The sequence below is a fragment of the Cohnella xylanilytica genome, assembly GCF_014212175.1.
Lineage (GTDB): Bacteria > Bacillota > Bacilli > Paenibacillales > Paenibacillaceae > Cohnella > Cohnella xylanilytica.
The window spans coordinates 24,030-46,624 of sequence record NZ_JACJVR010000039.1 but is presented as its reverse complement, the minus strand read 5'-3'; the positions used below and the strand labels follow the sequence as shown (position 1 = coordinate 46,624).

Annotated in this window: 15 protein-coding genes, 1 pseudogene, 1 riboswitch and 1 other annotated feature; of the genes and pseudogenes, 4 read left to right on the top strand and 12 right to left on the bottom strand. The window is 62.4% G+C overall.

Annotated elements, in window-relative coordinates:
- Nucleotides 1-547 precede the first annotated feature (547 nt).
- From rho to rpoE, 6 genes and pseudogenes are all read right to left on the bottom strand, one after another.
- A pseudogene (gene rho, locus H7B90_RS10535) lies at nucleotides 548-1,870 on the bottom strand (transcription termination factor Rho); the annotation flags it as partial.
- Between the two features lie 61 nt (nucleotides 1,871-1,931).
- Nucleotides 1,932-3,182, bottom strand: coding sequence for a UDP-N-acetylglucosamine 1-carboxyvinyltransferase (gene murA / locus H7B90_RS10530; RefSeq protein ID WP_185135825.1), 1,251 nt, complete (start codon nucleotides 3,180-3,182; stop codon nucleotides 1,932-1,934).
- Nucleotides 3,183-3,359: 177 nt separating this feature from the next.
- The gene (fba, locus tag H7B90_RS10525) at nucleotides 3,360-4,214 is read right to left on the bottom strand and encodes a class II fructose-1,6-bisphosphate aldolase (protein WP_185135824.1); all 855 of its coding nucleotides are present in this window, start codon (nucleotides 4,212-4,214) and stop codon (nucleotides 3,360-3,362) included.
- Between the two features lie 131 nt (nucleotides 4,215-4,345).
- A complete protein-coding gene (locus H7B90_RS10520) occupies nucleotides 4,346-4,744 on the bottom strand; it encodes a response regulator (RefSeq protein WP_185135823.1) in 399 nt (132 codons plus the stop codon).
- A 131-nt stretch (nucleotides 4,745-4,875) separates the two neighbouring features.
- Complete coding sequence (gene pyrG / locus H7B90_RS10515) at nucleotides 4,876-6,489, bottom strand: CTP synthase (RefSeq protein WP_185135822.1); 1,614 nt, start codon at nucleotides 6,487-6,489, stop codon at nucleotides 4,876-4,878.
- Between the two features lie 282 nt (nucleotides 6,490-6,771).
- Nucleotides 6,772-7,359, bottom strand: a complete 588-nt coding sequence (gene rpoE / locus H7B90_RS10510; protein ID WP_185135821.1) for a DNA-directed RNA polymerase subunit delta — start codon at nucleotides 7,357-7,359, stop codon at nucleotides 6,772-6,774.
- A 410-nt stretch (nucleotides 7,360-7,769) separates the two neighbouring features.
- Between rpoE and H7B90_RS10505 the strand changes: the two genes are divergently transcribed.
- Nucleotides 7,770-8,915: a S8 family peptidase gene (locus H7B90_RS10505; RefSeq protein ID WP_185135820.1), complete on the top strand. Its 1,146-nt coding sequence runs from the start codon at nucleotides 7,770-7,772 to the stop codon at nucleotides 8,913-8,915.
- A 30-nt stretch (nucleotides 8,916-8,945) separates the two neighbouring features.
- On the opposite strand, the gene argS is transcribed toward H7B90_RS10505, so the two are convergent.
- The 5 genes from argS to speE all read right to left on the bottom strand — a co-directional run bounded on the left by argS (nucleotide 8,946) and on the right by speE (nucleotide 16,014).
- The gene (gene argS, locus H7B90_RS10500; protein ID WP_185135819.1) at nucleotides 8,946-10,625 is read right to left on the bottom strand and encodes an arginine--tRNA ligase; all 1,680 of its coding nucleotides are present in this window, start codon (nucleotides 10,623-10,625) and stop codon (nucleotides 8,946-8,948) included.
- On the bottom strand, nucleotides 10,622-11,056 hold the full coding sequence (locus tag H7B90_RS10495; RefSeq protein WP_185135818.1) for a YwiB family protein: 435 nt from the start codon (nucleotides 11,054-11,056) through the stop codon (nucleotides 10,622-10,624). The genes argS and H7B90_RS10495 overlap by 4 nt, the downstream gene beginning before the upstream one ends.
- A 69-nt stretch (nucleotides 11,057-11,125) precedes the next feature.
- Nucleotides 11,126-11,363, bottom strand: a binding site (T-box leader).
- A gap of 320 nt (nucleotides 11,364-11,683) precedes the next feature.
- A complete protein-coding gene (locus H7B90_RS10490) occupies nucleotides 11,684-13,909 on the bottom strand; it encodes a methyl-accepting chemotaxis protein (RefSeq protein ID WP_185135817.1) in 2,226 nt (741 codons plus the stop codon).
- A 280-nt stretch (nucleotides 13,910-14,189) separates the two neighbouring features.
- Nucleotides 14,190-15,059, bottom strand: coding sequence for an agmatinase (gene speB, locus H7B90_RS10485; RefSeq protein ID WP_185135816.1), 870 nt, complete (start codon nucleotides 15,057-15,059; stop codon nucleotides 14,190-14,192).
- Between the two features lie 127 nt (nucleotides 15,060-15,186).
- Nucleotides 15,187-16,014 carry a polyamine aminopropyltransferase gene (speE, locus tag H7B90_RS10480; protein WP_185135828.1) on the bottom strand — a complete coding sequence of 276 codons (828 nt, stop codon included), beginning with the start codon at nucleotides 16,012-16,014 and terminating at the stop codon, nucleotides 15,187-15,189.
- A gap of 576 nt (nucleotides 16,015-16,590) precedes the next feature.
- On the opposite strand from speE, the gene H7B90_RS10475 reads away from it, so the two are divergent.
- Complete coding sequence (locus tag H7B90_RS10475) at nucleotides 16,591-18,639, top strand: transglycosylase domain-containing protein (protein WP_376701725.1); 2,049 nt, start codon at nucleotides 16,591-16,593, stop codon at nucleotides 18,637-18,639.
- A gap of 89 nt (nucleotides 18,640-18,728) precedes the next feature.
- Here H7B90_RS10475 and H7B90_RS10470 read toward each other — a convergent pair whose 3' ends face one another.
- On the bottom strand, nucleotides 18,729-19,238 hold the full coding sequence (locus tag H7B90_RS10470) for a YwhD family protein (protein ID WP_185135814.1): 510 nt from the start codon (nucleotides 19,236-19,238) through the stop codon (nucleotides 18,729-18,731).
- 188 nt (nucleotides 19,239-19,426) lie between these two features.
- Between H7B90_RS10470 and H7B90_RS10465 the strand changes: the two genes are divergently transcribed.
- Together H7B90_RS10465 and H7B90_RS10460 are read left to right on the top strand one after the other, a co-directional pair.
- Entirely contained in the window at nucleotides 19,427-21,421 is a 1,995-nt protein-coding gene (locus H7B90_RS10465; protein ID WP_185135813.1) for a M1 family metallopeptidase, read from the top strand.
- Nucleotides 21,422-21,485: 64 nt separating this feature from the next.
- A complete protein-coding gene (locus tag H7B90_RS10460) occupies nucleotides 21,486-22,250 on the top strand; it encodes a hypothetical protein (protein ID WP_185135812.1) in 765 nt (254 codons plus the stop codon).
- Between the two features lie 200 nt (nucleotides 22,251-22,450).
- Nucleotides 22,451-22,594: riboswitch (cyclic di-AMP (ydaO/yuaA leader) on the top strand.
- The last annotated feature ends 1 nt before the right edge of the window (nucleotide 22,595 follow it).

Sequence of the window (22,595 nt, the reverse complement as noted above, 5' to 3'; positions counted from 1 at the left end):
CCGCGAAGCCGGCCGCGGACGAAGACGATGCCCCGGCCGGCTTCGCGGCTGGCGGCGTCGCGCTCGCCGACGGAGCCGGCGCGGCTGCGGAAGGAGCCGCGTTCGCGGCCGATGCCGCGGAAGGCGTCGAACCCGGCGAGGCAGGACGGCCCGCCGCGGAGGACGGCGCCGAAGAGACGGTCGGCGGAGACGACTGCGGACGAGCGGCGGACGCGGAGCCCGCCGAACTCGAAGCCGAGGACGAGGACGAGCCGGCCGTTCCCGCCGAAGAACCGCTCGAACCCGCGCCGGCGCCGCCTTCGGTTCCGTTCGCGTTCGGAACGCCTCCCGATTGCGGGTACGTCGGCCGCGAGTAGCCGTTCGAAGGCGTGGAATACGTGCCCGTCACGACGGACGAACGGTTGCCCCCGGCGTTATAGGAGCCGGAGTAGCCTCCGCCGGCGCGCGGCCCGCCGCCCGAGCGCATGACGCCCGTACCGCCCGGCCTCGAGGACATGCCCGGATTCGAGCTCGAATAAGAGCCCGGCCGGTTGCCGTTCCCGTTCCCCGGACGGTTCGCGGAGGAGCCCCCGGCCGATCCGCCGGCGTTCGATCCGCCCGCGGACGAGGAGCCGTTCCCGCCGCCGCTTCCGGAAGAAGCGCCGTCGAGCGATTCCAGGAACTCCTGGTTCGTCTTCGTGTTGCCCAGCTTGCGCAGGAACTGGTCGACGAACTCGATGGAATCGTTCATTCCCTTGCGGATCGCCCACACCTTGTCCAGCTCTTCCTTCGTCAGCAGCATCTCTTCGCGGCGCGTGCCCGAGCGGCGAATGTCGAGCGCCGGGAAGATGCGCCGTTCCGCGAGCTTGCGGTCGAGGTGCAGCTCCATGTTGCCCGTGCCTTTAAATTCTTCATAGATGACGTCGTCCATACGGGACCCGGTCTCGATCAGCGCCGTGGCGAGAATCGTCAGGCTTCCGCCCTCCTCCACGTTGCGCGCCGCCCCGAAGAACCGCTTCGGCCGGTGGAACGCGGCCGGATCGATCCCCCCGGACAGCGTGCGTCCGGACGGCGGAATGACCAGGTTGTAGGCGCGCGCGAGGCGGGTGATGCTGTCCAGCAGAATCACGACGTCCCGCTTGTGCTCTACGAGGCGAAGCGCCCTCTCCAGAACGAGCTCCGCCACCTTGATGTGATGCTCCGGCACCTCGTCGAACGTCGAGGCGACCACTTCCCCCTTGACCGACCGCTGCATGTCCGTCACTTCCTCCGGCCGTTCGTCGATCAGCAGCACGAACAGATCGATGTCCGGACGGTTCGTGGAGATGCTGTTCGCGATCTCCTTGAGCAGCAGCGTCTTGCCCGCCTTCGGCGGAGCGACGATGAGGCCGCGCTGTCCAAGGCCGACGGGAGCGAGCAAATCCATGATACGGGTCGATAGTCGGGTGGGAGTCGTCTCGAGAACGAGTTTCTCTTGCGGGAAGAGCGGGGTTAGGGCGGGAAAATGAAGGCGTTCGGCGGCGGTCTCCGGCGATTCTCCGTTGACGGCGTTCACCTGCAGCAGTCCGAAGTAGCGTTCGCTCTCCTTCGGCGCCCGGCACTTGCCGGAGACGAGATCCCCCGTCCGCAGGTCGAACTTGCGAATCTGCGATGCCGAGATATAGATGTCTTCCGCGCTCGGCAAGTAGTTGATCGGGCGCAGGAAGCCGTACCCTTCGGGCAGAACCTCCAGCACGCCCTCCATGAACATGAGCCCGCTTCGCTCGGCCTGCGCGCGCAGGATCGCGACGATGAGCTCCTTCTTCTTCATCTGGCTATAAGCGGCGATCTGGTGGTTCTTCGCTAGCCTCGTCAGCTCGTTCAGCGTCAACCCTTCCAGATCCGCCATCATGAGATCTGTCAATACAATCCCCACTTTATCGTCCGAATAGGGGGCGATCCCGTATGCCGGATCACCCTTCGCGCCATACCTCGGCGCCGAGATTGCTGAGATGCTCGACCAGGCGTTCATAGCCGCGGTCGATGTACTCCACGCCCGTGATCTCGGTAATGCCGTCCTCGACCGTCAGCGCGGCGACGGCCAGAGCGGCTCCCGCGCGCAGATCGGCGGCCCGGACCTTGGCGGCGTTGAGCCGTCCGCCTTCGATGATGGCGGACCTTCCTTCCACCCGGATCTGGGCGCCCATGCGCGTCAGCTCCGGAACGTGCTTGAAGCGGTTGCTGTAGACGAAGTCGGACAGGATGCTGACGCCCTGGGCTTGCGTGAGCAAGCTGGTCATCGGCGATTGCAGGTCCGTCGCGAAGCCCGGGTAGACCAAGGCCTTGACGTCGACCGCCTCGTACGCGGGCTGGCCGACGACGCGGATCGCTTCGTCCATCTCGTAAACATGAACCCCCATCTCTTGCAGCTTCGCCGTCAGTGCTTCCAGATGCTTCGGAATGATATTATCGATGAGGACGTCGCCGCGCGTGGCCGCCGCCGCGATCATATAAGTTCCGGCCTGAATCCGGTCCGGAATGATGGAATGCCGGCAGCCGTGCATGCTGTCGACGCCTTCGATGCGGATCGTCTCCGTGCCCGCTCCTTTGATCTTCGCGCCCATGGCGTTCAGCAAGGTGGCCACGTCGATGATCTCCGGCTCCTTGGCCGCGTTCTCGATGACGGTCGATCCTTTGGCCCGCGCGGCCGCCAGCATGATGTTGATGGTAGCGCCGACGCTGACGACGTCCAAATATATTTTAGCCCCGCGCAGTTGCTTAGCCCTTATGCGGATAGCTCCATGTTCGTTGGTTACGACCGCCCCCAACGCTTCAAAGCCCTTGATGTGCTGGTCGATGGGACGGGGTTCGAAGTTGCAGCCTCCCGGCATGCCGATCGTCGCTTCGCCGAAGCGCCCGAGAAGCGCCCCCATCAGGTAATAGGAAGCTCTTAGCATTTTCACGCGTCCGTTGGGCATCGGCTTGGAGATCATTCGGGAGGGGTCGATCGTCATCGTATCGGCGGTCCAGGTGACCTTGCCGCCTAGTTCTTCGAGCAATTCCGTGTAGATCGCTACGTCGCTCAGGTGGGGGAGATTATCCAGTCGCACTTCCGATTCGGCCAATATGGCCGCGGGCAGAAGCGCGATCGCGCTGTTCTTGGCGCCGCTGATGCCAACCGTTCCTCGGAGCGGACGGCCTCCGCGTATCATCAGTTTATCCATGAATGCATGGTCCTCCTAGTCTGCTGCTCATGCACCGGGAGACGGAGGTCACGCCGATACAAATGAAGGAAAGGGAAAACGCCTTAAGACGTTTTCCCATATTAGAAGGCATCGCTGCTTCGAAGGCATGTCCGGCGAGCGGACGCCTTCCTTCGCTAAAGGATTAATCCGCAGGGATTAGGCTTGGTTGCTGCTGCCGAACAGGCGAATCTTCTCTTGTACGACTTGCTTCATGGCCGTGCGGGCAGGAGTCAGGTACTTGCGGGGGTCGATGATATTCGCGTCCTTGCCGAGGACATCGCGAATAACGGCGGTGCATGCGACTTGGTTCTCGGTGTTGACGTTGATCTTGCCGACGCCGGCTTGGATCGCTTCGCGGATCATGTCGTCCGGTACGCCGGAGCCGCCGTGCAGAACGATCGGAACCGGAATCTTCGCGACGACCGCCTTGATGATGTCATAGTGGATCTTCACTTCGCCCTTGTACATGCCGTGAGCCGTGCCGACCGCGATCGCCAGCGCGTCGACGCCCGTCTCTTCGTAGAAGCGGATCGCTTCTTCCGGCTTGGCCAGTTGAGCGTTCTCTTCGTCCACGCTCAGGTCGTCCTCGACGCCGCCGATCGTGCCGAGCTCGCCTTCGACGGATACGCCCATCGCATGAGCGGCCTTGACGATCTCCTTCGTCAGGGCGATGTTCTCTTCGAACGGATGGTGGGAGCCGTCGAACATAACGGAAGAGAATCCGGCGCGGATACACTTCATCGCGATGTCGAAGTTGGAGCCGTGGTCGAGGTGCAGAGCGATCGGCAAGCCGGACTTCTTCGCTGCCGCTTCCGCGATCGCTACCGTGTATTCGATCCCCATGTACTTCAGGGCGCCTTCGCTGACGCCGAAGATGAACGGGGACTTCTCTTCAATCGCGGCATCGGTGATCGCTTGGGCGAATTCGAGGTTGTTCATGTTGAACTGACCGACCGCGAACTTGTTCGCCTTCGCTTTGGGCAAGAACTCATTCATTGATACGAGTGGCATAATGCAACTCCTCCTGCGCTTCAAATAAGTCGCGCTCGCACGCGACTTGCATACTGCGCTATTATAACACAAAATGACTTTTCATTGTAAACCCGCGCGGTCCCGGAAGGCAGGGCGAAGCCGCCCGTTCCTCAGGACCCGGACGCGAATCGGGAGGGCGGCCCGTCTTCCCCCAGCTGCATGTTGACGGCGATCCGCATCTCGTCGATATCGAACGGCTTCGTGAAGTGCATCAGGGCGCCCAGATCGGTCGCTTCCTTGATCATGTCGAGCTCGCCGTAAGCGGTCATCATGATGACTTTGATGTCCCGGTTCATTTCCTTAATCTTCTTTAATATTTCGAGCCCGTCCATCCCCGGTATCTTCATGTCGAGGAGCACCAAATCCGGCGCATGGTTGCGTACGATCTCCAAGGCGGCGCGGCCGTTGGCCGCTTGGAAAGTCTCATAGCCTTCGGTAGCGAATACTTCCAGCAGCAAAATCCGGATGCCGATCTGGTCGTCAACGATTAGCAGTTTTTTCCTTCCCATCGCCTATTTCCTCCGTTTCTCCAAACCGTGTCTACCCCGTATTCGAGATCGGAACCGGGAAATCCTTCATTTCCCATGGAAAAATGTGAAAAACGTCCCGGTATTCACCGGGACGCCATAGGCTCGGACGATTATCGGGATTCCGCGCGAGCGAGCGAGGCCCGGACGAACTCGCGGAACAGCGGCTGCGGACGGTTCGGGCGGGACGTGAATTCCGGATGGAATTGAACGGCCAGGAACCAAGGATGGTCCGGAAGCTCGATCATCTCGACCAGACGGCCGTCCGGCGACGTGCCGGAAATCCGAAGTCCCGCGGATTCGATGCGCTCGCGGAATTCGTTGTTGAATTCGTAGCGGTGGCGATGGCGCTCGTACACCAGCTCGTCCCCGTAGCATTGCGCGGCCAGGCTGCCCGGAACGAGCTTGCACGGATACAGGCCGAGGCGCATCGTTCCGCCCAGGTCCTCGATATCCTTCTGTTCCGGCAGCAGGTCGATGACCGGATACGGGGTCGCCGGATGGATCTCGGAGCTGTTCGCCCCGTCGAGTCCGGCCATGCTGCGGGCGTACTCGATAACCGCCACCTGCATGCCGAGGCAGATGCCGAAGAACGGAATGCGCTGCTCGCGGGCATAGCGGATCGCCGTGATCTTGCCCTCGATGCCCCGGTCGCCGAAGCCTCCGGGAACGAGAATGCCGTCCACCCCGCCGAGCATCTCCTCCACGTTCTGCGGAGTGACCTCTTCGGCGTTCACCCAACGGACGTTCACTTCGGCGTCGGAGTCGATGCCGGCATGGCCGAGCGATTCGACGATGCTCAGGTAGGCGTCGTGAAGGGCGACGTACTTGCCCACGATCGCGATCTCCGTCGTCTTGCTGAGCGACTTCACGCGCTTGACGAGAGCTTCCCATTCCACCATGTCCGGCGCCGGAGCGGCTTGGGTCAAGCCCAGGTGCTTGACGACGTAGTCGTCGAGCCCTTGCTCGCGGAGCATCAGCGGCACTTCGTACAGTGTGGAAGCGTCGCGGCATTCCACGACCGCGTTCGCGTCGATGTCGCAGAACAGGGCGATCTTGCGCTTCATGTCTTCCGCCAGCGGATACTCCGTGCGGCAGACGATGACGTTCGGCTGGATGCCGATGCTGCGCAGTTCCTTGACGCTGTGCTGGGTCGGCTTCGTCTTCACTTCCCCGGCCGCCTTGATGTACGGAATCAGCGTCACGTGGATGTACATGACGTTGTCGCGGCCGATGTCGCTCTTGATCTGGCGGATCGCCTCGAGGAACGGCAAGCTCTCGATGTCGCCCACCGTGCCTCCGATCTCCGTGATGACGACGTCGGAGCCGGTCTCGCGTCCGGCGCGGAAGACGCGGTCCTTGATCTCGTTCGTGATGTGCGGAATGACCTGGACGGTGCCGCCCAGATACTCGCCGCGGCGTTCCTTGCTGATGACCGTGGAGTAAATCTTGCCCGTCGTCACGTTGCTGTTCTTCGACAGGTTAATGTCGATGAACCGCTCGTAGTGGCCGAGGTCCAGGTCCGTCTCCGCTCCGTCGTCGGTGACGAACACCTCGCCGTGCTGATAAGGACTCATCGTGCCCGGGTCGACGTTGATATATGGGTCGAACTTCTGAATCGTCACCTTAAGCCCGCGATTCTTCAGCAGCCGGCCGAGCGACGCGGCGGTAATCCCCTTGCCAAGCGAAGAGACGACCCCGCCCGTTACGAAAATGTATTTGGTCAACTGTACGAAACCTCCCACCCCATGCCTGCGGCATTATCTTTATCGTGCCCGCATTCGTCCCATATCAAGCAGAACGATCCCCTTCCCGGCGCCGGGCGGAAGTTCTTATCCCGATGCGACCGATGCGATTCCGGCTCGTCGAACGGATGCTTACAAAACAAAAAAGTGACACCCAATAAATGGGGGCACTTTTTATCAATTACCCTATGGAAAAGCATGCTTCAAAAGCCCAAGCCTAAGTTTACCGTCTCGCAGGTAAGGTGTCAAGACTAGCGGGCGCTACTATTTGTCGTCGTCGTCATCGTCGTCGACGTCGTCGAAATCGTCTTCCTCTTCCTCGGCTTCTTCCGCTTCCTCGTCGGCGAGCTCCTCGTCCAGGCCCGTATCCTCGTCTTCGTCGAGAACGACCTCTTCGTCGACCTCGGCGGCTTCTTCGCCTTCGTCGAACAGCTCCTCGCGCTCCTCGTCGAACAGATCGAAGCCTTCCTCGTCGGCCGCGAAGGTCTCTTCTTCTTCCTCGCCGTACAGGTCGTCGTCGTCGAGATCGTCGTCGTCGTTGATGATGCGGGGACGCTTGCCGCCGCCGGCCACCGCGTCGTCCGACTTCTCGACCGGATACCAGCGCTTAAGCCCCCAGACGTTGCTGCCCACACAGGCGAAGCGGCCGTCGATGTTGATCTCGGTATAGAGCTGGGCGATCACTTCGTTGATCTGCTCTTCCGAGAAGCCGCGGATCTTGGCGATCTCCATCATCAGATCGCGATAATAGAATGGGGTGTTGGCCGCTTTGAGCACCTCGAAGGCAAGGTCGACCATCGGCATTTCCCGGATTTTCTCGGCGTCGAATTTCAGGACGTATTCCGCGCTCACGCTACTGCTCATCCTCTCTTTATGTTAAACGTCGCAACTGTCCGCTTCTGTGTCAACCTTTAGTTAACCGCATTTTCTATAAAAATGCAAGCTTCCGCCCCTCCCCCGAACGGAGAGTCCCCGAACGAGCGGCAGCCTCCTTCCCCGCGAGGCTCCGGCAGCGCGAAAAAGCGAAGACGCGTCCAAGGACTCGCCTTCGCTTTTCGACTGTATCCCTCCGGCCGCTCCGCGGGCGAAGCCGCCGGCGCGGGTAAGAGTCTCGCCGGGAAACTCTCCCTTCATCCTATGAACCCGCTTGCGATTTGACACCGGACGACGCCCATTTGCGCGCAAAAAAGGCCTCTTTCCCATGCGCTTGGAAGGGCTCCCTCATAAGATAGGGAAGCACATCCGCCGGGAGGGATCGCGCGTTGGACACCAGCGGCTTTCTGGATTGGCTCAAAGCTTCCCTATCCTCCTCGGAGAACAGGGCCCGCCGAAGAATTATCCGCTTCCTGAACCCGGACGACGACAAGCTGTTCCTGAAGGCGCTGCAGGCCGAGCGCCCGCGGAACCGGTCGCTGAGGGGCGTCCGGCGGCTGGGCATCATTCGCGCCTATTCGTGTCCGGTGCCGGCGGGAGAACCGCCGCTTCCCTTCGGAAGCTCCATCGCGTGGGAAGAGGATTCCCTCGTCAGCATGCACGCCGTCCCGAAGAGGACCGCGGTTCGCTCCGCGACGGAGCAGGGCATCCCTTGGGGAGTCCGGCGCATCCGCGCGCCCGAAGCCTGGAGCCGGACGACGGGGTACAAGGTGAAGGTCGGCGTCATCGACACCGGCGTCGACTTCGAGCACCCGGACCTGCGCCACTCGCTCCAGCGCGGCATCAACCTGCTGCAGCGGACGATGCTGCCGCAGGACGACAACGGCCACGGCACGCACATCACCGGCACGATCGCGGCCGCCAATCGGCTGGAAGGCATGATCGGGGTCGCCCCGCGCGCTTCGATCTACCCGATCAAGGCCTTCGATTATAACGGAACGGCTTACGTGTCCGACATCATTCTCGGCATCGACTGGTGCGTCCGCAACCGGATGGACGTCGTCAACATGAGCTTCGGCATGAGCAACCGCAGCAAGTCGCTGCTCAGCGCCGTGAACAACGCCTATCAGTCCGGCGTCCTCATCGTCGCCTCCTCCGGCAACGACGGCAAGCGCGGGGAGATCGACTACCCGGCCCGCTATTCGCAGACGATCGCCGTCGGCGCGACCAATCGCCAGGGGAAGATCGCCTCGTTCACGAACCGGTGCGGCGGCATCGACATCTACGCCCCCGGCGAGAGAGTCTCCTCCTGCTGGCCCCGGAACAACCGCAAGACGATGAGCGGCACGTCGATGGCGACCTCCCACGTGACCGGAGCGGTCGCCTTGCTGCTCGGCTTGAAGCCGGGCCTCACTCCCGACCAGGTCAAGTCCGTCATCAAGCGCTCCTGGAGGCCGCTTAAGAACGCCAAAGCTCCCCGGACGACCGGGGAGCTTGACGTCAGAAGGATGCTGCAAGCCGCCGACAAGCTATAAGCGACGACGGGCCTCGCCGGCCCGAAGCTCTTACATCTTCTCCGGGGCGGAGACGCCGACGAGCTTGAGGCAGCTTCCAAGCACGATGCGGAGGGCTGCCAGCAGCTGCAGACGCGCCTGGCTCTGCTCCGCGTCCTCGGTGATGACGCGTTCGGCGCGGTAGTAGCTGTGGAACAGAGCCGCCAGCTCGTAGACGTAGCGGATCATCTGGTGAGGCGCGTACGAAGCGGCCGCGACGGCGATCGTCTCCGGAAGCTCGCCCATCTTGCGCAGCAGGTCGAGCTCGTGCTCGGCCGTCAGCTTCGCGAGAGGCGCTTCGGCGACGGGCGCCAGCGCGATGCCCTGCTCCTCGGCCTGACGGAAGATGCTGCAGATCCGCGCATAGGCGTACTGCACGTAATAGACGGGATTCTCGTTGGACGTCGAGACCGCGAGATCCATGTCGAAGTCCAGATGCGAGTCCATGCTGCGCATCGTGAAGAAGTAGCGAATGGCGTCGACGCCGACTTCGTCCATCAGGTCCTCGACCGTGATCGCCTTGCCCGTCCGCTTGGACATCTTCACCTTCTCGCCGTTCTGGAACAGGCTGACCATCTGCGCGATCAGCACGGTCAGCTTCTCCGCGTCGTTGCCGAGCGCGGACATGGCGGCCTTCATCCGGGGGATGTACCCGTGGTGGTCGGCGCCCCAGATGTTGATCATCTTGTCGAAGCCGCGGCCGTACTTATCCATATGATAGGCGATGTCCGGTGTCAGATACGTGTAGCTGCCGTCGTTCTTGACGAGAACGCGGTCTTTGTCGTCTCCGAACGCGGTCGTGTTCAGCCATACGGCCCCGTCCTGCTCGTAGACGTGGCCCTGCGCCCGCAGCGCGTCGAGCGCGGCTTCGACGCGTTTGTTCTCGTACAGCGAGGTCTCGCTGAACCAGACGTCGAACTCGACGCCGAAGCGTCCGAGGTCCCTTTTGATTTTGTCCAGCTCCCGCTCCAGCCCGTACCCGCGGAAAAACTGGAATCTCTCCTCGTCGGACAGAGACAGCAGCCGGTCTCCTTCCTTCTCCGCCAGCTCCTTGGCGAAGCCGACGATGTCCTCTCCGTAGTAGCCGTCCTCCGGCATCTCCGCCGATTGGCCGAGCGCCTGGCGGTACCGGGCTTCGATGGACGCGGCCAGGTTGGCGACCTGCTTGCCGGCGTCGTTGATGTAATATTCGCGGGTCACGTCGTAGCCGGCGAAGTCGAGCAGGCTGCACAGCGCGTCGCCGACGGCGGCGCCTCTCGCGTGCCCGAGGTGAAGGCTGCCCGTCGGATTCGCGCTGACGAATTCGACCTGCACCTTGCTCCCTTGGCCCGCGTTCACCCGTCCGTAATCGGCGCCCCTCTCGAGCACTTCCCCGATGACGGAATACAGGTAGCTTTTGTCCAGGCGGAAGTTGATGAAGCCCGGCCCCGCGATCTCCGCGGAGAGGATCGACGCCTTCTCCTTGTTCAGGTTCGCGAGAATCGCTTCCGCGATCTGGCGGGGGTTCTTGCGCGCGATCTTCGTCAGCTGCATCGCCGCGTTCGTCGCCAAGTCCCCGTGCGCCTTGTCCTTCGGCACCTCCAGGACGAATTCGGGCAGCTGGCTCTCCTCCGCCAGACCCGCGGCCACGGCCGCTTCCGCGATCGCCGCCTTCACTTGCCCGTACAATCTCTCCAACGCATACGTGCTCATTCTTCTTTATCCTCCCATACGCGCAGCTTCAGATCGAAGCGGTCCGCGCTTTGTTCGTTCACCCATAATTCGTATTGCCATTCGATCTCGAAGGGCAGACGCCCGGAAGCGTCGCCGTTCCACTTCAGCGCGGAGGTCTCGGTCTCCAGCCAGAGTCTGCCCGCCGCCGTCGAGTGCCAGCCCGTCGTTCTTCGGCCGGGCCTGAAGCTCTGCTCGCCCTGGACTTCCCCGTGGCGGAGCAGCGTCAATCCTTCGGAGTCCCACTTGAACGTCACCGAGCAGCGCCCCCGCCCCTCGTCTTCTTCGGCGTATTTAATGTAGATCGCGTTCTTCCTGGGGTACAGCATGCCCTTGTACGCGAGAACGCCGCTTCCGCCATCCTGCTTGCTGTGCAGCTCGATGCGGACTCGCCTCGGTTCCGATTCGCCCACGAGCCCCGCCCCCCCCTTCCTATCCCATGCCGCGCCCCGCCGTCCGCGAACGCAAAAAATCCGTCTCCCGAAAGAGACGGATGTTGTCCGCGGTACCACTCTTCTAAATTCCGCGCGGAAGCCTGGGGCGCACCGGCAGAATTCTCTCGATCGGATAACGGCAGCCGCCGGGTCCCCCTACTTCGTCTGACCGTTCAGGGAACCGACTCCCGGGTGCGCTTCCCTCCCGCCCCTGCGCCGGCTTCCACCGTCCCGGCTCGCTGCTGCAGGCTGTGCGTCGAGGTACTCTCCCGTTCATCGTCGTTAGGTATGTTATCAACCATTATAGGCCACGCGCTTCAAAAAGAAAAGCCGGGATTCGCCCAGGCGACGCCGGGCCTGATCGATAAAGTTCCGGTAGATGTATCATGATTTTAATCATTATCGAATGCACCGGCCTGTTCAAGGCTAAGAGCCCCGACGTTTATGTTGTTGAATTTTTTTGTAGGCTTTGCTGCACAACCGTTTTCCATTCTTGCACTTGCTCTGCATGGGAGGAGTGCAACATGAATTCCCGAACTCTCCCGATCGTCGCAGAATGAAATAACCCGCCCAAAGGCGGGTCATCCCTTGCCCTATAAAACCTCTCTACCGCATCCGCGTCTCCGTCAGCCGGAACTGGCCGACCAGCTGCTTCAGGAACGAAGTGATGCCGTCCACCGTATGGGACGTATGGCGAACCCCCATAATGTCGGCCATGAGCTCCTGCATCTTGCCCTCGACTTCGGCCGAGATGGACCGGTTCTCCATGCTGACCGCCGCGATCTTCTCCATCAGCTCGACGACCTCGTCGACGACCTGCGTCTTGAGCGAGTCCTCCGCCTTGGCTTCCGCCAGCGTCTCCGAAGCGGCCGCGACGAGCTCCGTGCCTTCCGCGACGACACGCGTGCCCTCTTCCATCGAGGCGTAAGCCTCCTGGGCGTGCCCGTATATGTTCTCGACGATCCCGTGCACTTCTTCCGTCGAGCTTCGCGTCATGTCGGCCAGCTTGCGGATTTCCGAGGCGACGACCGCGAAGCCCCTGCCGTGTTCGCCGACCCTCGCCGCTTCGATGGAAGCGTTGAGCGCCAGCAAGTTCGTCTGCGCCGAGATCTCCTCGATCACGCGGAGGACGCCGCGGATCTCGTTCGCCGTATCCATGAACACGCGGATCGATTCGTTCGTCCGCGCGACTCTCTCGGAGATATGGGACATCTTGTCCCCGATCCGCTCGACCTCCCCTTGCGCGATCGCGATCTGCCCGGACGCCTTCTCCTCCAGCACGAGCAGCGTCTTGCGCATCTCTTCCGCGGCGACCTTCGCTTCGTCGATGTCCTTGAGCTGCCTGCGGATGCTGCGGATCATATCGTGTATCCGGCCGCTCGCCCGTTCGGTCGATTCCGCCGTCGTCGCGGTCGATTCGTTCAGCTGCTTCTGGCTGGAGGACACGTCCATCGAGGCGAGCTTCACCCGCATCATGATGCCTTCGAGCGAGTCGATCATGTTGTTGATCCACTTGGCCAATTCGCGCGTCTCGTCGTTGTCGAACTCCTCCACGTCGATCCGCTGCGTGAGATCGCCTTTGCCTTCCGCGTTGATCCGGATGAAGCGATTGATTTTCCGAAGGGGCTGGGCGACCTTCCTGTCGCTTCGCGTCCGGAGCATGCCGATCGACACGGCCGCGCAGGCGAGGTTGAAGGCCAAGGCGAGCGCCGCCGTCAACGCGGGGGAAGCGCTCTTCGCCACGAAGTAGACGAGGGCCGCCGACAGAATCCCGAACGCCGTCAGCAGCAGCGTCTGCGGGCGCGCTTGGCGCAGCGACACGCTGCGGATCCGGTACACCTCCTCCAAGTCGCCTTCGCACATCATCCCCCAGACGTCCGGGCAATGCGGGAGCCGGAACGTGACCCCCTTGCCGATAACGGGAATGCGGCGATAGTCGGAATAGCCCGGGAACTCGACGAACAGGTTGCTTCCGTTCCGGATCGTATTCGCGACGCCGGGGTGCAGCCGTCCGGTCGCCGGGTCGGTGAACATGAGCTCCAGCTCGGTGTGCTCCTTGACGGAGACGATGCCCCAATCCGTCGTGACGCCGTCCTTCAGATTCTCCCCGTGCGTGAACGTGCGGTCCTCGAACCGGCTGCGGGACAGCGCGGTGCCGGGCGCGATATGCGCGTTCAGCTCCGGCTTCGCCATGAACAGGTAGTTGTCGCCGGAGTCGGGATAGACGTGCCCGGATTCCCGCTGGATGAGGTCCCCGATGACGTCGTTCGGGACCCTCCCGCATAGCAGTCCCATGAAGGCGCCGGACGCGTCCAGAATCGGATTCAGGAAGAGGAGCGTCATTTTATCGTGAAAAAGGGAAGACCGAGGCCCGATCTCGAGAGTCAACGGATCGGCGTAGGGACCGAACAGGCATTTGCGCGGCTGCCCTCCGTCGCCCCGGCTGCAGCCCAAGCCGGACGCGAGAATCGAATCCGCCCCGTAGACTTTGCCTTGGTGGGGCATGTGGGTCGAATAGACGACTTCTCCGTCCGCATTCAGAACGAACAGCTCCGTAAGGTCCGATGCTCTCGCGTAAGCCGCTCCGAACAAGCGGTCCCGGACGTCCTTGTCGTCCGATCGGTCAAGCCGCATGACGGTCCCCGTCGATTGAAGCTGCTCGAGCAGGCGATCCAGGTGGCGCCAATATTCCTTCGTCCAATCCGCGAGAATCTGCATCCGCGTCTCCGCGATCCCCTCGAAAATATCCTCGACGTCCTTCTTCGTCCGTCTGTTCAATCGGTACGACCACCACAGCGGCAATCCCTTCTTCCAACCCAACCAATCGAACATAGAGGTCCCCCCAGCCCAACCAACGTCTTATTTTGTCAGCTATTGTATCATAACGACTAGTATTTTGGGCTTATTTTTCCGGGAAAAATGGAACTTTTTTCTCGGAACGTTAGCATTTCGACCCTATCCCCCTTCATTTTTCTACTATTCGGACATTTTATCGAGCGAAAACCGAACATTCGCGTCATGATTATTCACCTATACGCCGGCTTAAAAGGCAAAAAAAAGACCCGCGAAAACGCGGAAGCGCAACGCGGGTCTTGTCGTTTAAGGAAGACGATTACTTGACGAAGCCGAGCAGCATCTCGCGGATCAGCTTGGAAGCCGTGATCGGCGTCTGCTCCGTCGGATCGTAGATCGGCGCCACTTCGACGACGTCCGCTCCGACGACGTTCGCTCCCGAGCGGGCGATCAGGTGCACCGCTTCGAGCAGCTCCTTCGACGTGATGCCTCCCGCTTCCGCGGTTCCGGTGCCCGGAGCGGCGGAAGGATCGAGCACGTCGATGTCGATCGTGACGTAGACGGGACGGCCGGCCAGCTCGGGCAGCGCCTTCCGCATCGGCTCGGCGACTTCGAACGGGTAGAAGTTAATGTTCTCCCGCGCGTACGCCCACTCCTCGCGGCTGCCGGAACGGATGCCGAATTGGTAAATGTTCTTGCCGCCGATCAGGTTCGCGGCCTTGCGGATCGGGGTCGAGTGGGACAGCGGCTCGCCCTCGTAGCTCTCGCGCAGGTCGGCGTGGGCGTCGATGTGGATGATCGCGAGGTCCGGATATTTCTTATGGACCTCCTGCAGCACCGGCCAGGTGACGAGATGCTCGCCGCCGAGGCCGAACGGGAACTTGCCGTCGGCCAGCACGCTGCGCACGTATTCGCCGATGATGTCGAGGCTGCGGGCCGGGTTGCCGAACGGCAGCAGCAGATCGCCCGCGTCGAAGTAGGCGAGCTCTTCGAGGCTGCGGTCGAGGTACGGGCTGTATTCCTCCAGGCCGACCGACGCTTCGCGGATGCGGCCGGGGCCGAACCGGGAGCCCGGACGGAAGGAGACGGTGTAATCCATCGGCATTCCGTAGATGACGGCTTTGGAGGAAGCGTAATCGTCGGAGCTGAGGATGAAGACGTTGCCGGAATATTTCTGATCGAGGCGCATGAATACGGACTCCTTCTCGGGTGGTTTTCTGCTTGGGCTTCGTTTGAATTCGGACTTGCTTCGGCGCTGCCAGGCGTTGCTTCGGTCCCTTCGGTCGCTTCGGCGTTGCCTGGGCGTCGCTTCGATCTTACTTGGTCAGATCTTCGACGAACTTGGGCAGGACGAACGCCGCCTGGTGAAGGCGCGGAGTATAGTACTTCGTGTCGAGCTCGGGGATGTCCTCCGGCTTCACGTTCAGCGGATCGTGCTTCTTGCTGCCCATCGTGAACGTCCACAGGCCGCTCGGGTAAGTCGGAATGTTCGCGACGTACACGCGCACGATCGGGAACACTTCCTTCACGTCGCGGTTGACGCTCCGGATCAGATCCGCCTTGAACCATGGATTGTCCGTCTGGGCGACGAACAGGCCGTCCTCCTTCAGCGACTCGAAGATTCCCTGGTAGAAGCCGCGCGTGAACAGCTGCACCGCCGGCCCGACCGGTTCCGTCGTGTCCGCGAGGATGACGTCGTATGTATTCTTATGATCGTGAATATGCTTGAAGCCGTCGTCGACTTGGACCGAGACGCGCGGATCGTCCAGCTTGCCGGCGATGGAGGGCAAATATCGCTTCGAATATTCGATGACCTTGCCGTCGATATCGACCAGAACGGCCTTCTTGACCTTCGGGTGCTTGAGCACCTCGCGAATGACGCCGCCGTCTCCGCCGCCGACGACCAGCACGTTCTCCGGATTCGGGTGCGTGAACAGCGCCGGGTGCGCCACCATCTCGTGGTAGACGAACTCGTCCCTGACGGTCGTCATGACCATGCCGTCCAGCACGAGCATGTTGCCCCACTCTTCCGTCTCGATCATCGCGAGCTCCTGGAAGTCCGTCTGCTCGTGCACGTAGGTCTGCTTGACTTTGGCCGTAATGCCGAAGCTCTCGGTTTGCTTCTCGGTATACCACAGTTCCATCGAGGACATGAGTTAAACCCTTCTTTCCCGCGTAGATTTAATCCGCCCCCGACGGGCGGAGGAATGGACCGCATGATCTCGAGACGGGCCGAAGCCCCTCTCTTCGAACCGCGCGGCAAGCAAGCTGACCCCGGCCGATCCGGCCCTTCTCGTTCCCTTCCGCGGCCCCAGCCTATTGTACCAAATAAGTCGTATTATATGAAATCGCGGACAAAAAGCCGCCGAACAAAATTTGCGCGGACGCGGGGGACGGCCGGAGGGAATAATCGGGCGCCCCTCTTTCCATAATAAGGGGAGGCCGGCAAAGTCTCCGCCGGTTCGGTAGACGGCCTGCGATTCGGCCGCGAACAGGCCATCCGCCGGGGGCATGGCCGGTCCTAAGCCGATTTTTTTCGGCTTACACCCTGCAACCCTATGCAGCCTGGCCGCCGTTCGACTCCCGCGAACCCCAAATCGGTACTGCATCCAACATACAATGAACCCGCGGCAAGCGGCGAGAGGAGGACAGGCGTCATGAACGGCGAACTCGACAATCAATGGCCGACGCAGGAGCAGCCCGCCTTGCAAGGCGACATCATGTCCCGGGAAATGACAACTTCCGCCTCGCCGGAGAGAAGGCGCGGCCGTCTCTGGAAGAGGCTCCGTCTCATCGCCTTGGCCGCCCTCGCAGCGGCCGCGCTGCTGGTCGGGGCCGTCGCGGCGCTCGTGCTCTACGTCCCTCTTCCTCCCGCCGCCTTCCCCCAATCGACGCAAATTCTCGACTCCGGCGGCAACGTGCTCGCCTCGCTTCAAGGCGGCGTCAACCGCCGGACCGTCGCCCTGCGCGACATCTCCCCTTGGCTCGTCAAGGCGACGCTCGCCGCGGAGGACCGGCGCTTCTACGAGCACGCCGGCCTCGACGTCCGCGGGCTGCTCCGCGCCGCGTGGGTGGACGTGCGCCACCTGTCGAAGGAGCAGGGGGCCAGCACGCTGACGCAGCAGCTCGCGCGCAACCTGTACCTGTCCCACGAGCGGACGTGGAAGCGCAAGGCGATGGAGGCCTGGTACGCCGCCAAGCTGGAGCAGAATTATTCCAAAGACGAGATTCTCGAGATGTATCTCAATCAGATCTACTACGGCCACGGCGTCTACGGCGCCGAAGCGGCCGCCCGCCTCTACTTCGGCAAGCCGGCCAAGGAGCTGACGCTGGCGGAGAGCGCGATGCTCGCCGGCATCCCGAAGGGGCCCCGCTACTATTCGCCGCACCTGCACCGCGAGCAGGCCGAAGCCCGGCAGAGCACCGTGCTGCAGGCGATGGCCGACACCCGCTTCATCTCGCGGAGGCAGGCGGCGGAAGCGGCCCGCGAGAAGCTGGACGTGAAGCCGCTGCCCAAGGACAAGGGGCAGGTCGCCCCCTACTTCGTCGATTACGTCCGGAAGCTGGCCGCCGAGCGCATTCAGCTGGACGAACGGCTGCTGAACGAGGGCGGGCTGCAGATCGTGACGACGCTGGACGGCCGCATGCAGAAGGCGGCGGAAGAGGCGGTCGCGAGCCAGATGCCCAAGGACGGCGAGCTGCAGGCGGCGCTCGTGGCCATCGATCCGCGCAGCGGGCAGATCAAGGCGATGGTCGGGGGACGGGACTATGGGAAAAACCAGTTCAACCGCGTATTCGCCACCACGCGCCAGCCGGGCTCCTCGTTCAAGCCGTTCGTCTACGCCGCGGCACTGGACGCGCGGACGCTCACCCCGGCGACCCGCTTCCGCAGCGCCCCGACCGTGTTCTACTATGACGACAACCGCCACGTGTACCGCCCGAGCAACTTCAACGGCCGCTACTTCAACGGCGATATCGGGCTTCGCCAGGCGATCAAGTCCTCCGACAACATCTACGCGGTCAATACGATTATGCAGGTCGGGCCGGAGGAGGTCATCTCCATGGCCCGCAAGCTGGGCATCACGTCGAAGCTGGACGCCGTGCCCTCGCTGGCCTTGGGGACGTTCCCGGTCAGCCCGTTCGAGATGGCATCGGCCTACTCGGCCTTCGCCGCGGGCGGCGCCCGGACGGAGCCCGTCGCCATCCAGCGCATTCTCGACCGCGACGGCCGCGTGCTCTACGAAGCCCGTCCGCGGAAGGAGCAAGTGCTGTCCCCCGCCCTCTCCTACGTGCTCAGCGACCTGATGCAGAGCGTCTTCGACTCGGGAGGCACGGCGCACCGCGTCTCCCGCATGCTGAAGCGGCCCGTCGCGGGCAAGAGCGGGACGACGACGTCCGACGCCTGGTTCGTCGGCTACACGCCGGATCTCGTCGCGTCCGTCTGGGTCGGCTACGACCGCGGGCGCGCCATCACCTCCGGCGAAGCCCATCGCGCCGCGCCGATCTTCGCGCAGTTCGCGGAGAACGCGCTCGCCTCGGAGCCCGCCCATGCTTTTCCCGTGCCGGAGGGCGTCGTCCGAGTCTATATCGACCCGGCCACGGGCCAGCTGGCGTCCGAGAACTGCCCCGGCAAAGTGTTGGAGTCGTTCCTCGCCGGCACCGAGCCGACGCAGACATGCTACCTGCACGGCGAAGCCCGCGCAAGCGAGGAGACCGGCCGAGGCCCCGCGTCGTGGTGGCGCAAGGTGCGCCATTGGTGGAAGCTGTAGTCCCGCAGCGCCCCACTTATATAATCAACAAACAAGCTCCCCCGACGCTTCTCAAGCGACGAGGGAGCTTGTGTGCTGTCCGCCGGCGATTAAGCCAGCAGTTCCTTCAATTCCTCCGGCGAGTTGTTCCACCACTCCGGGTTGTGCTCTTGAAGAAGCTTGCTCAGAGCCGCCTTCTCCTCCGGCCCGATATTGTCGAGAATGAACTTGCGCTTGATAGACGCGTCGAGCCGGTTGACGTGGTCCGCGAGAATCTTCCATCCCCGGCGGGCCTCCGAGTCGATCAGCATCTCGCAGGAAGTCGCCCCCGCGTAATAGCTGCCGTTCTCGTTCCGATCCACCGCCACCCAGACGACCCAGGCGGGACGGCCGTTCGGCACGTCTTCCTTGTTCGGCGAGAACTTGATCCCTCTCTCCACCTTGCTCTTCGCGTGCATCGCCCCGACGTCGATATACGCTTCGCCTTGGTCGATGATCACGCAAGCGACTTGGCTCAGGTCGATGCTCCCCGCTCCGAAGCCCTTGTGCTTCTTATCGCTAACGACGTTGAGCGCCAGCTTCTTCTTCTCCGGCGCGGGCTGTTGTTGTTCGTTGTCCATACGCTCGAGACCTCCATCCCTCTACATACCCCCATTTTAGCGAAAAACGCGCGGAAAAGCGATGGACGGAGCAAGCCTCCGGGGGCTTGCTCCAAATCCGCCGAGGGCTTGGCTGCTCCCCCAGATATAATCCTGGGACATGCGACATATACATCCCCTAGATGCTTGTCAACGGGAGGGTTAATCGTATGCCCCATCGCCGCTTGTTCCGCATACTCGTCCTGGCGCTGTCCGCCGTCCTGCTCGCGGTCTCGGTCCGGTTCGGGTTCGCCGACGCCTGGCTGGACCAGTACGCCGTGCCGGCTTCCGCCGAGCTCCAGGCCAGTCCCGAACCGGGAGACGCTTCGGCCGCCCAGGCCTCGGAATCCGGAGCCGACGTGCCGATCGCGCCCAAGCCGGCCGTCCTCAGCAATCGGGTGACGGAGTACCATATCTCCGTCGTTCTCGGAGACGACGGCACGCTGACCGGCCGGCAGACCGTCACCTGGAGGAATCCCGGCCGGAAGCCGGTGTCCGAGATTTACCTGCACTTGTACCCGAACGCGTTCTCGCCCGGCAGCACGTTCCTGAAGGAATCCGGCGGGCAGCTGCGCGGGGACCGCATGAAGCCCGGCAGCTACGGCTCGATGACGCTGACGGCGCTGACTACCGAGCAGGGCGAGACGCTGCTGCCCCGGCTCCACTACACCCAGCCCGACGACGGCAACGCCTCCGACCGGACGCTCGCGACCTTCCGCCTGCCCGAGCCGGTCGGGCCCGGAGAGAAGACGACGCTGCTCATGGAGTTCAAGGTCCAGCTGCCGCAAGTGTTCGCCCGCATGGGCAAGGCGGGAGACTTCGTGATGGCGGGCCAATGGTTCCCGAAGATCGCGGTCTACGAGCCGGCCGGCACGAGAGGCCGCGCTTCGGAGGGCTGGAACACCCATCAGTACCACGGCAACTCCGAATTCTATTCCGACTTCGGCATCTACAGCGTCCGGATCGACGTCCCGGAGAAGACCAAGGTAGCGGCCACCGGCTTCCAGACCCGGCCCGCGGCGATCAAGGACGGTCGCAAAATCTATCAATTCTACGCCGACGACGTGCACGACTTCGGCTGGGCGGCCTCCCCTTCGTTCCACTTCGTCGAGGATTCCTTCTCCTCCGTCGGCGTGCCGGGAGTGCGGATCAAGCTGTACATCGACCCTCTCCACAAGGATCTGGCCGACCGCTACATGCATGCCGCCAAGTCCGCGCTGGCCAAGCTGGGCGAATGGTACGGGGATTATCCCTACTCCACCTTGTCGATCATCGTGCCCCCCGCCGACGCGAACGGGGCCGGGGGAATGGAATACCCGACGCTCATCACGGCCGGAGCGGCCAAGAGCGGCAGTCCCGGCTACGACCTGGAGAGAACCGTCGTCCACGAGATCGCGCATCAGTATTGGTACGGCATCGTCGCGTCGAACGAATTCGAGGAGGCCTGGCTGGACGAGGGCTTCACGTCGTATACCGAAGACAAGCTGATGGCCTCCATCTACGGCGTGGCTCCGAACCCGACCGTCGAAGCGAGCTACATGACGCACCCGGAGCCGCTTAAGCTCGATTCGTGGCGGTACAGCAGCTCCGACCGCTATGCCGAGAACGTCTACATGCGCGGCAAGCTCGTTCTGAAGGCGATGGAGAAGCAGCTCGGCGAGAAGACGATGAACAAGATCATGCGCTCCTACTTCCAGAAGTACCGGTTCAAGCACCCCTCGACCGCGGACTTCCAGAAGGTGGCCGAGAACGTGACCAAGGCCAAGTGGAACGATTTTTTCCAAGCCTATGTATACCATGGGCAGATGGCGGACTTCGCCGTCGAGTCGATCCGCTCCGAGCCCGCCGAAGAAGGGGGCTACCGGACGACGGTCCTGCTTCGCCGCAACGGAGGCAGTCCGCAGCCGGTCACCGTCATGTTCCAATTCGCCGACGGCTCGACGCTGCGCAAGACGTGGGACGGGGTGCAGAACCACGTGCAGGTGAAGCTGAACCACGCCCGGCCGCTGAGCTTCGCCGCCATCGATCCTTCCAACTCCGTCATCCTCGACAACCTGAGATACAACAACTACTTGAAGGCGGAGGTTCCCGAGAAGGCGCGCACTCGCTTGAACATCGGCCTGTCGAAGATCATCGACGGCATGCTTGGCATATTGGCATGGTGAGGTGGGAATGGTGCGTAATACGTTAAGCAAGGGATGGGACATGACTCGGCGGCATAAATATGTTTTGGTCGTGCTTTTCCTGTACCGGCTGCTGTGGGGATTCTTCCTGTACCGGTTCATCGACTCCTTCGTCTCTCCGGTACTGTCCCGCTATCCCGACAACCATCCGAACTCGGACGCCGTCCAGCTGTTCCTCATCGAAGCGCAATTCCGCCTTCTCAAGACGGATATCTCGGATGAAGTTCTGTGGATGTTGGCCGGCATGTTCCTTATCCGCATGCTGCTGACCCCTCTGCTGAACGCCGGACTCTTCTATTCGTTCCGTCATTCGGACGAATCGCAAGGAACCCGGGTGCTCGCGGGAATGCGCCGGGCCTGGAAGCCCGTGACCGCGTTGTATTGGCTGGAGAACGCGGCCGCGCTGCTTCCGGCGGCATGGCTCGTGCCTCTCGCGAGAGCCCGCTTCTCCGCCGAGCCGTCGTTGCCGGACTGGGCCCTTGGCCTGCTCCCCTACGCGCTCGGCTGGATCGCCTGGAGCTTCGCCGTTCATCTGCTGTTCCAATTCATGCAATTCAGCGCGGCAGCGGGTCACAGCATCCCCGGCGGGCTGCTCCGCGCATGCCGCCGAGCTCTGCCGCTGCTCGCCGTCACCTTGACGATAATCGGCGTCGGGTTCGCCGCTTCCCTCGTCGTGACGACGGCAAGCTTGCTCTGGACCGGCTTCGCCGCCGTCGTTCTGCATCAAGCGTTCCAACTGGTGAGATCGCTCGTCTCGTTATGGACGGCGGCCTCGCAATTCGAGCTGTGGAAGCCGGAGTCGGCTGCCTGATCGGCCTGAAGGCAGCCATCATCGTCGCATCGCCCGGCCGGCGTCTGTCCGAGGACGCCGGCCGGGCGATGCTCGTTCCGTCATCCGGCCCGATAAAGCGCGTTCCGTCGCGCTTCCTTGTCGGATGAGCGGAATATTAAGGAATTCTAATCTGAAAGGAGCAGGAAATCCGGCCCAAAAAAAGAATACGTAAAAGCGAAGTGCAAAAACTGCCGAATCCCCGCGCACAGGGGAACGGGGGAACCAGTCTTTACCGGGTGAATTGATCTCGCCTCGCGCAGGGGTCATAGGGAACCTTCAACCGAACCCTCCAGCTAACCTCGTAGGCATTGGAAGGAGTCACCG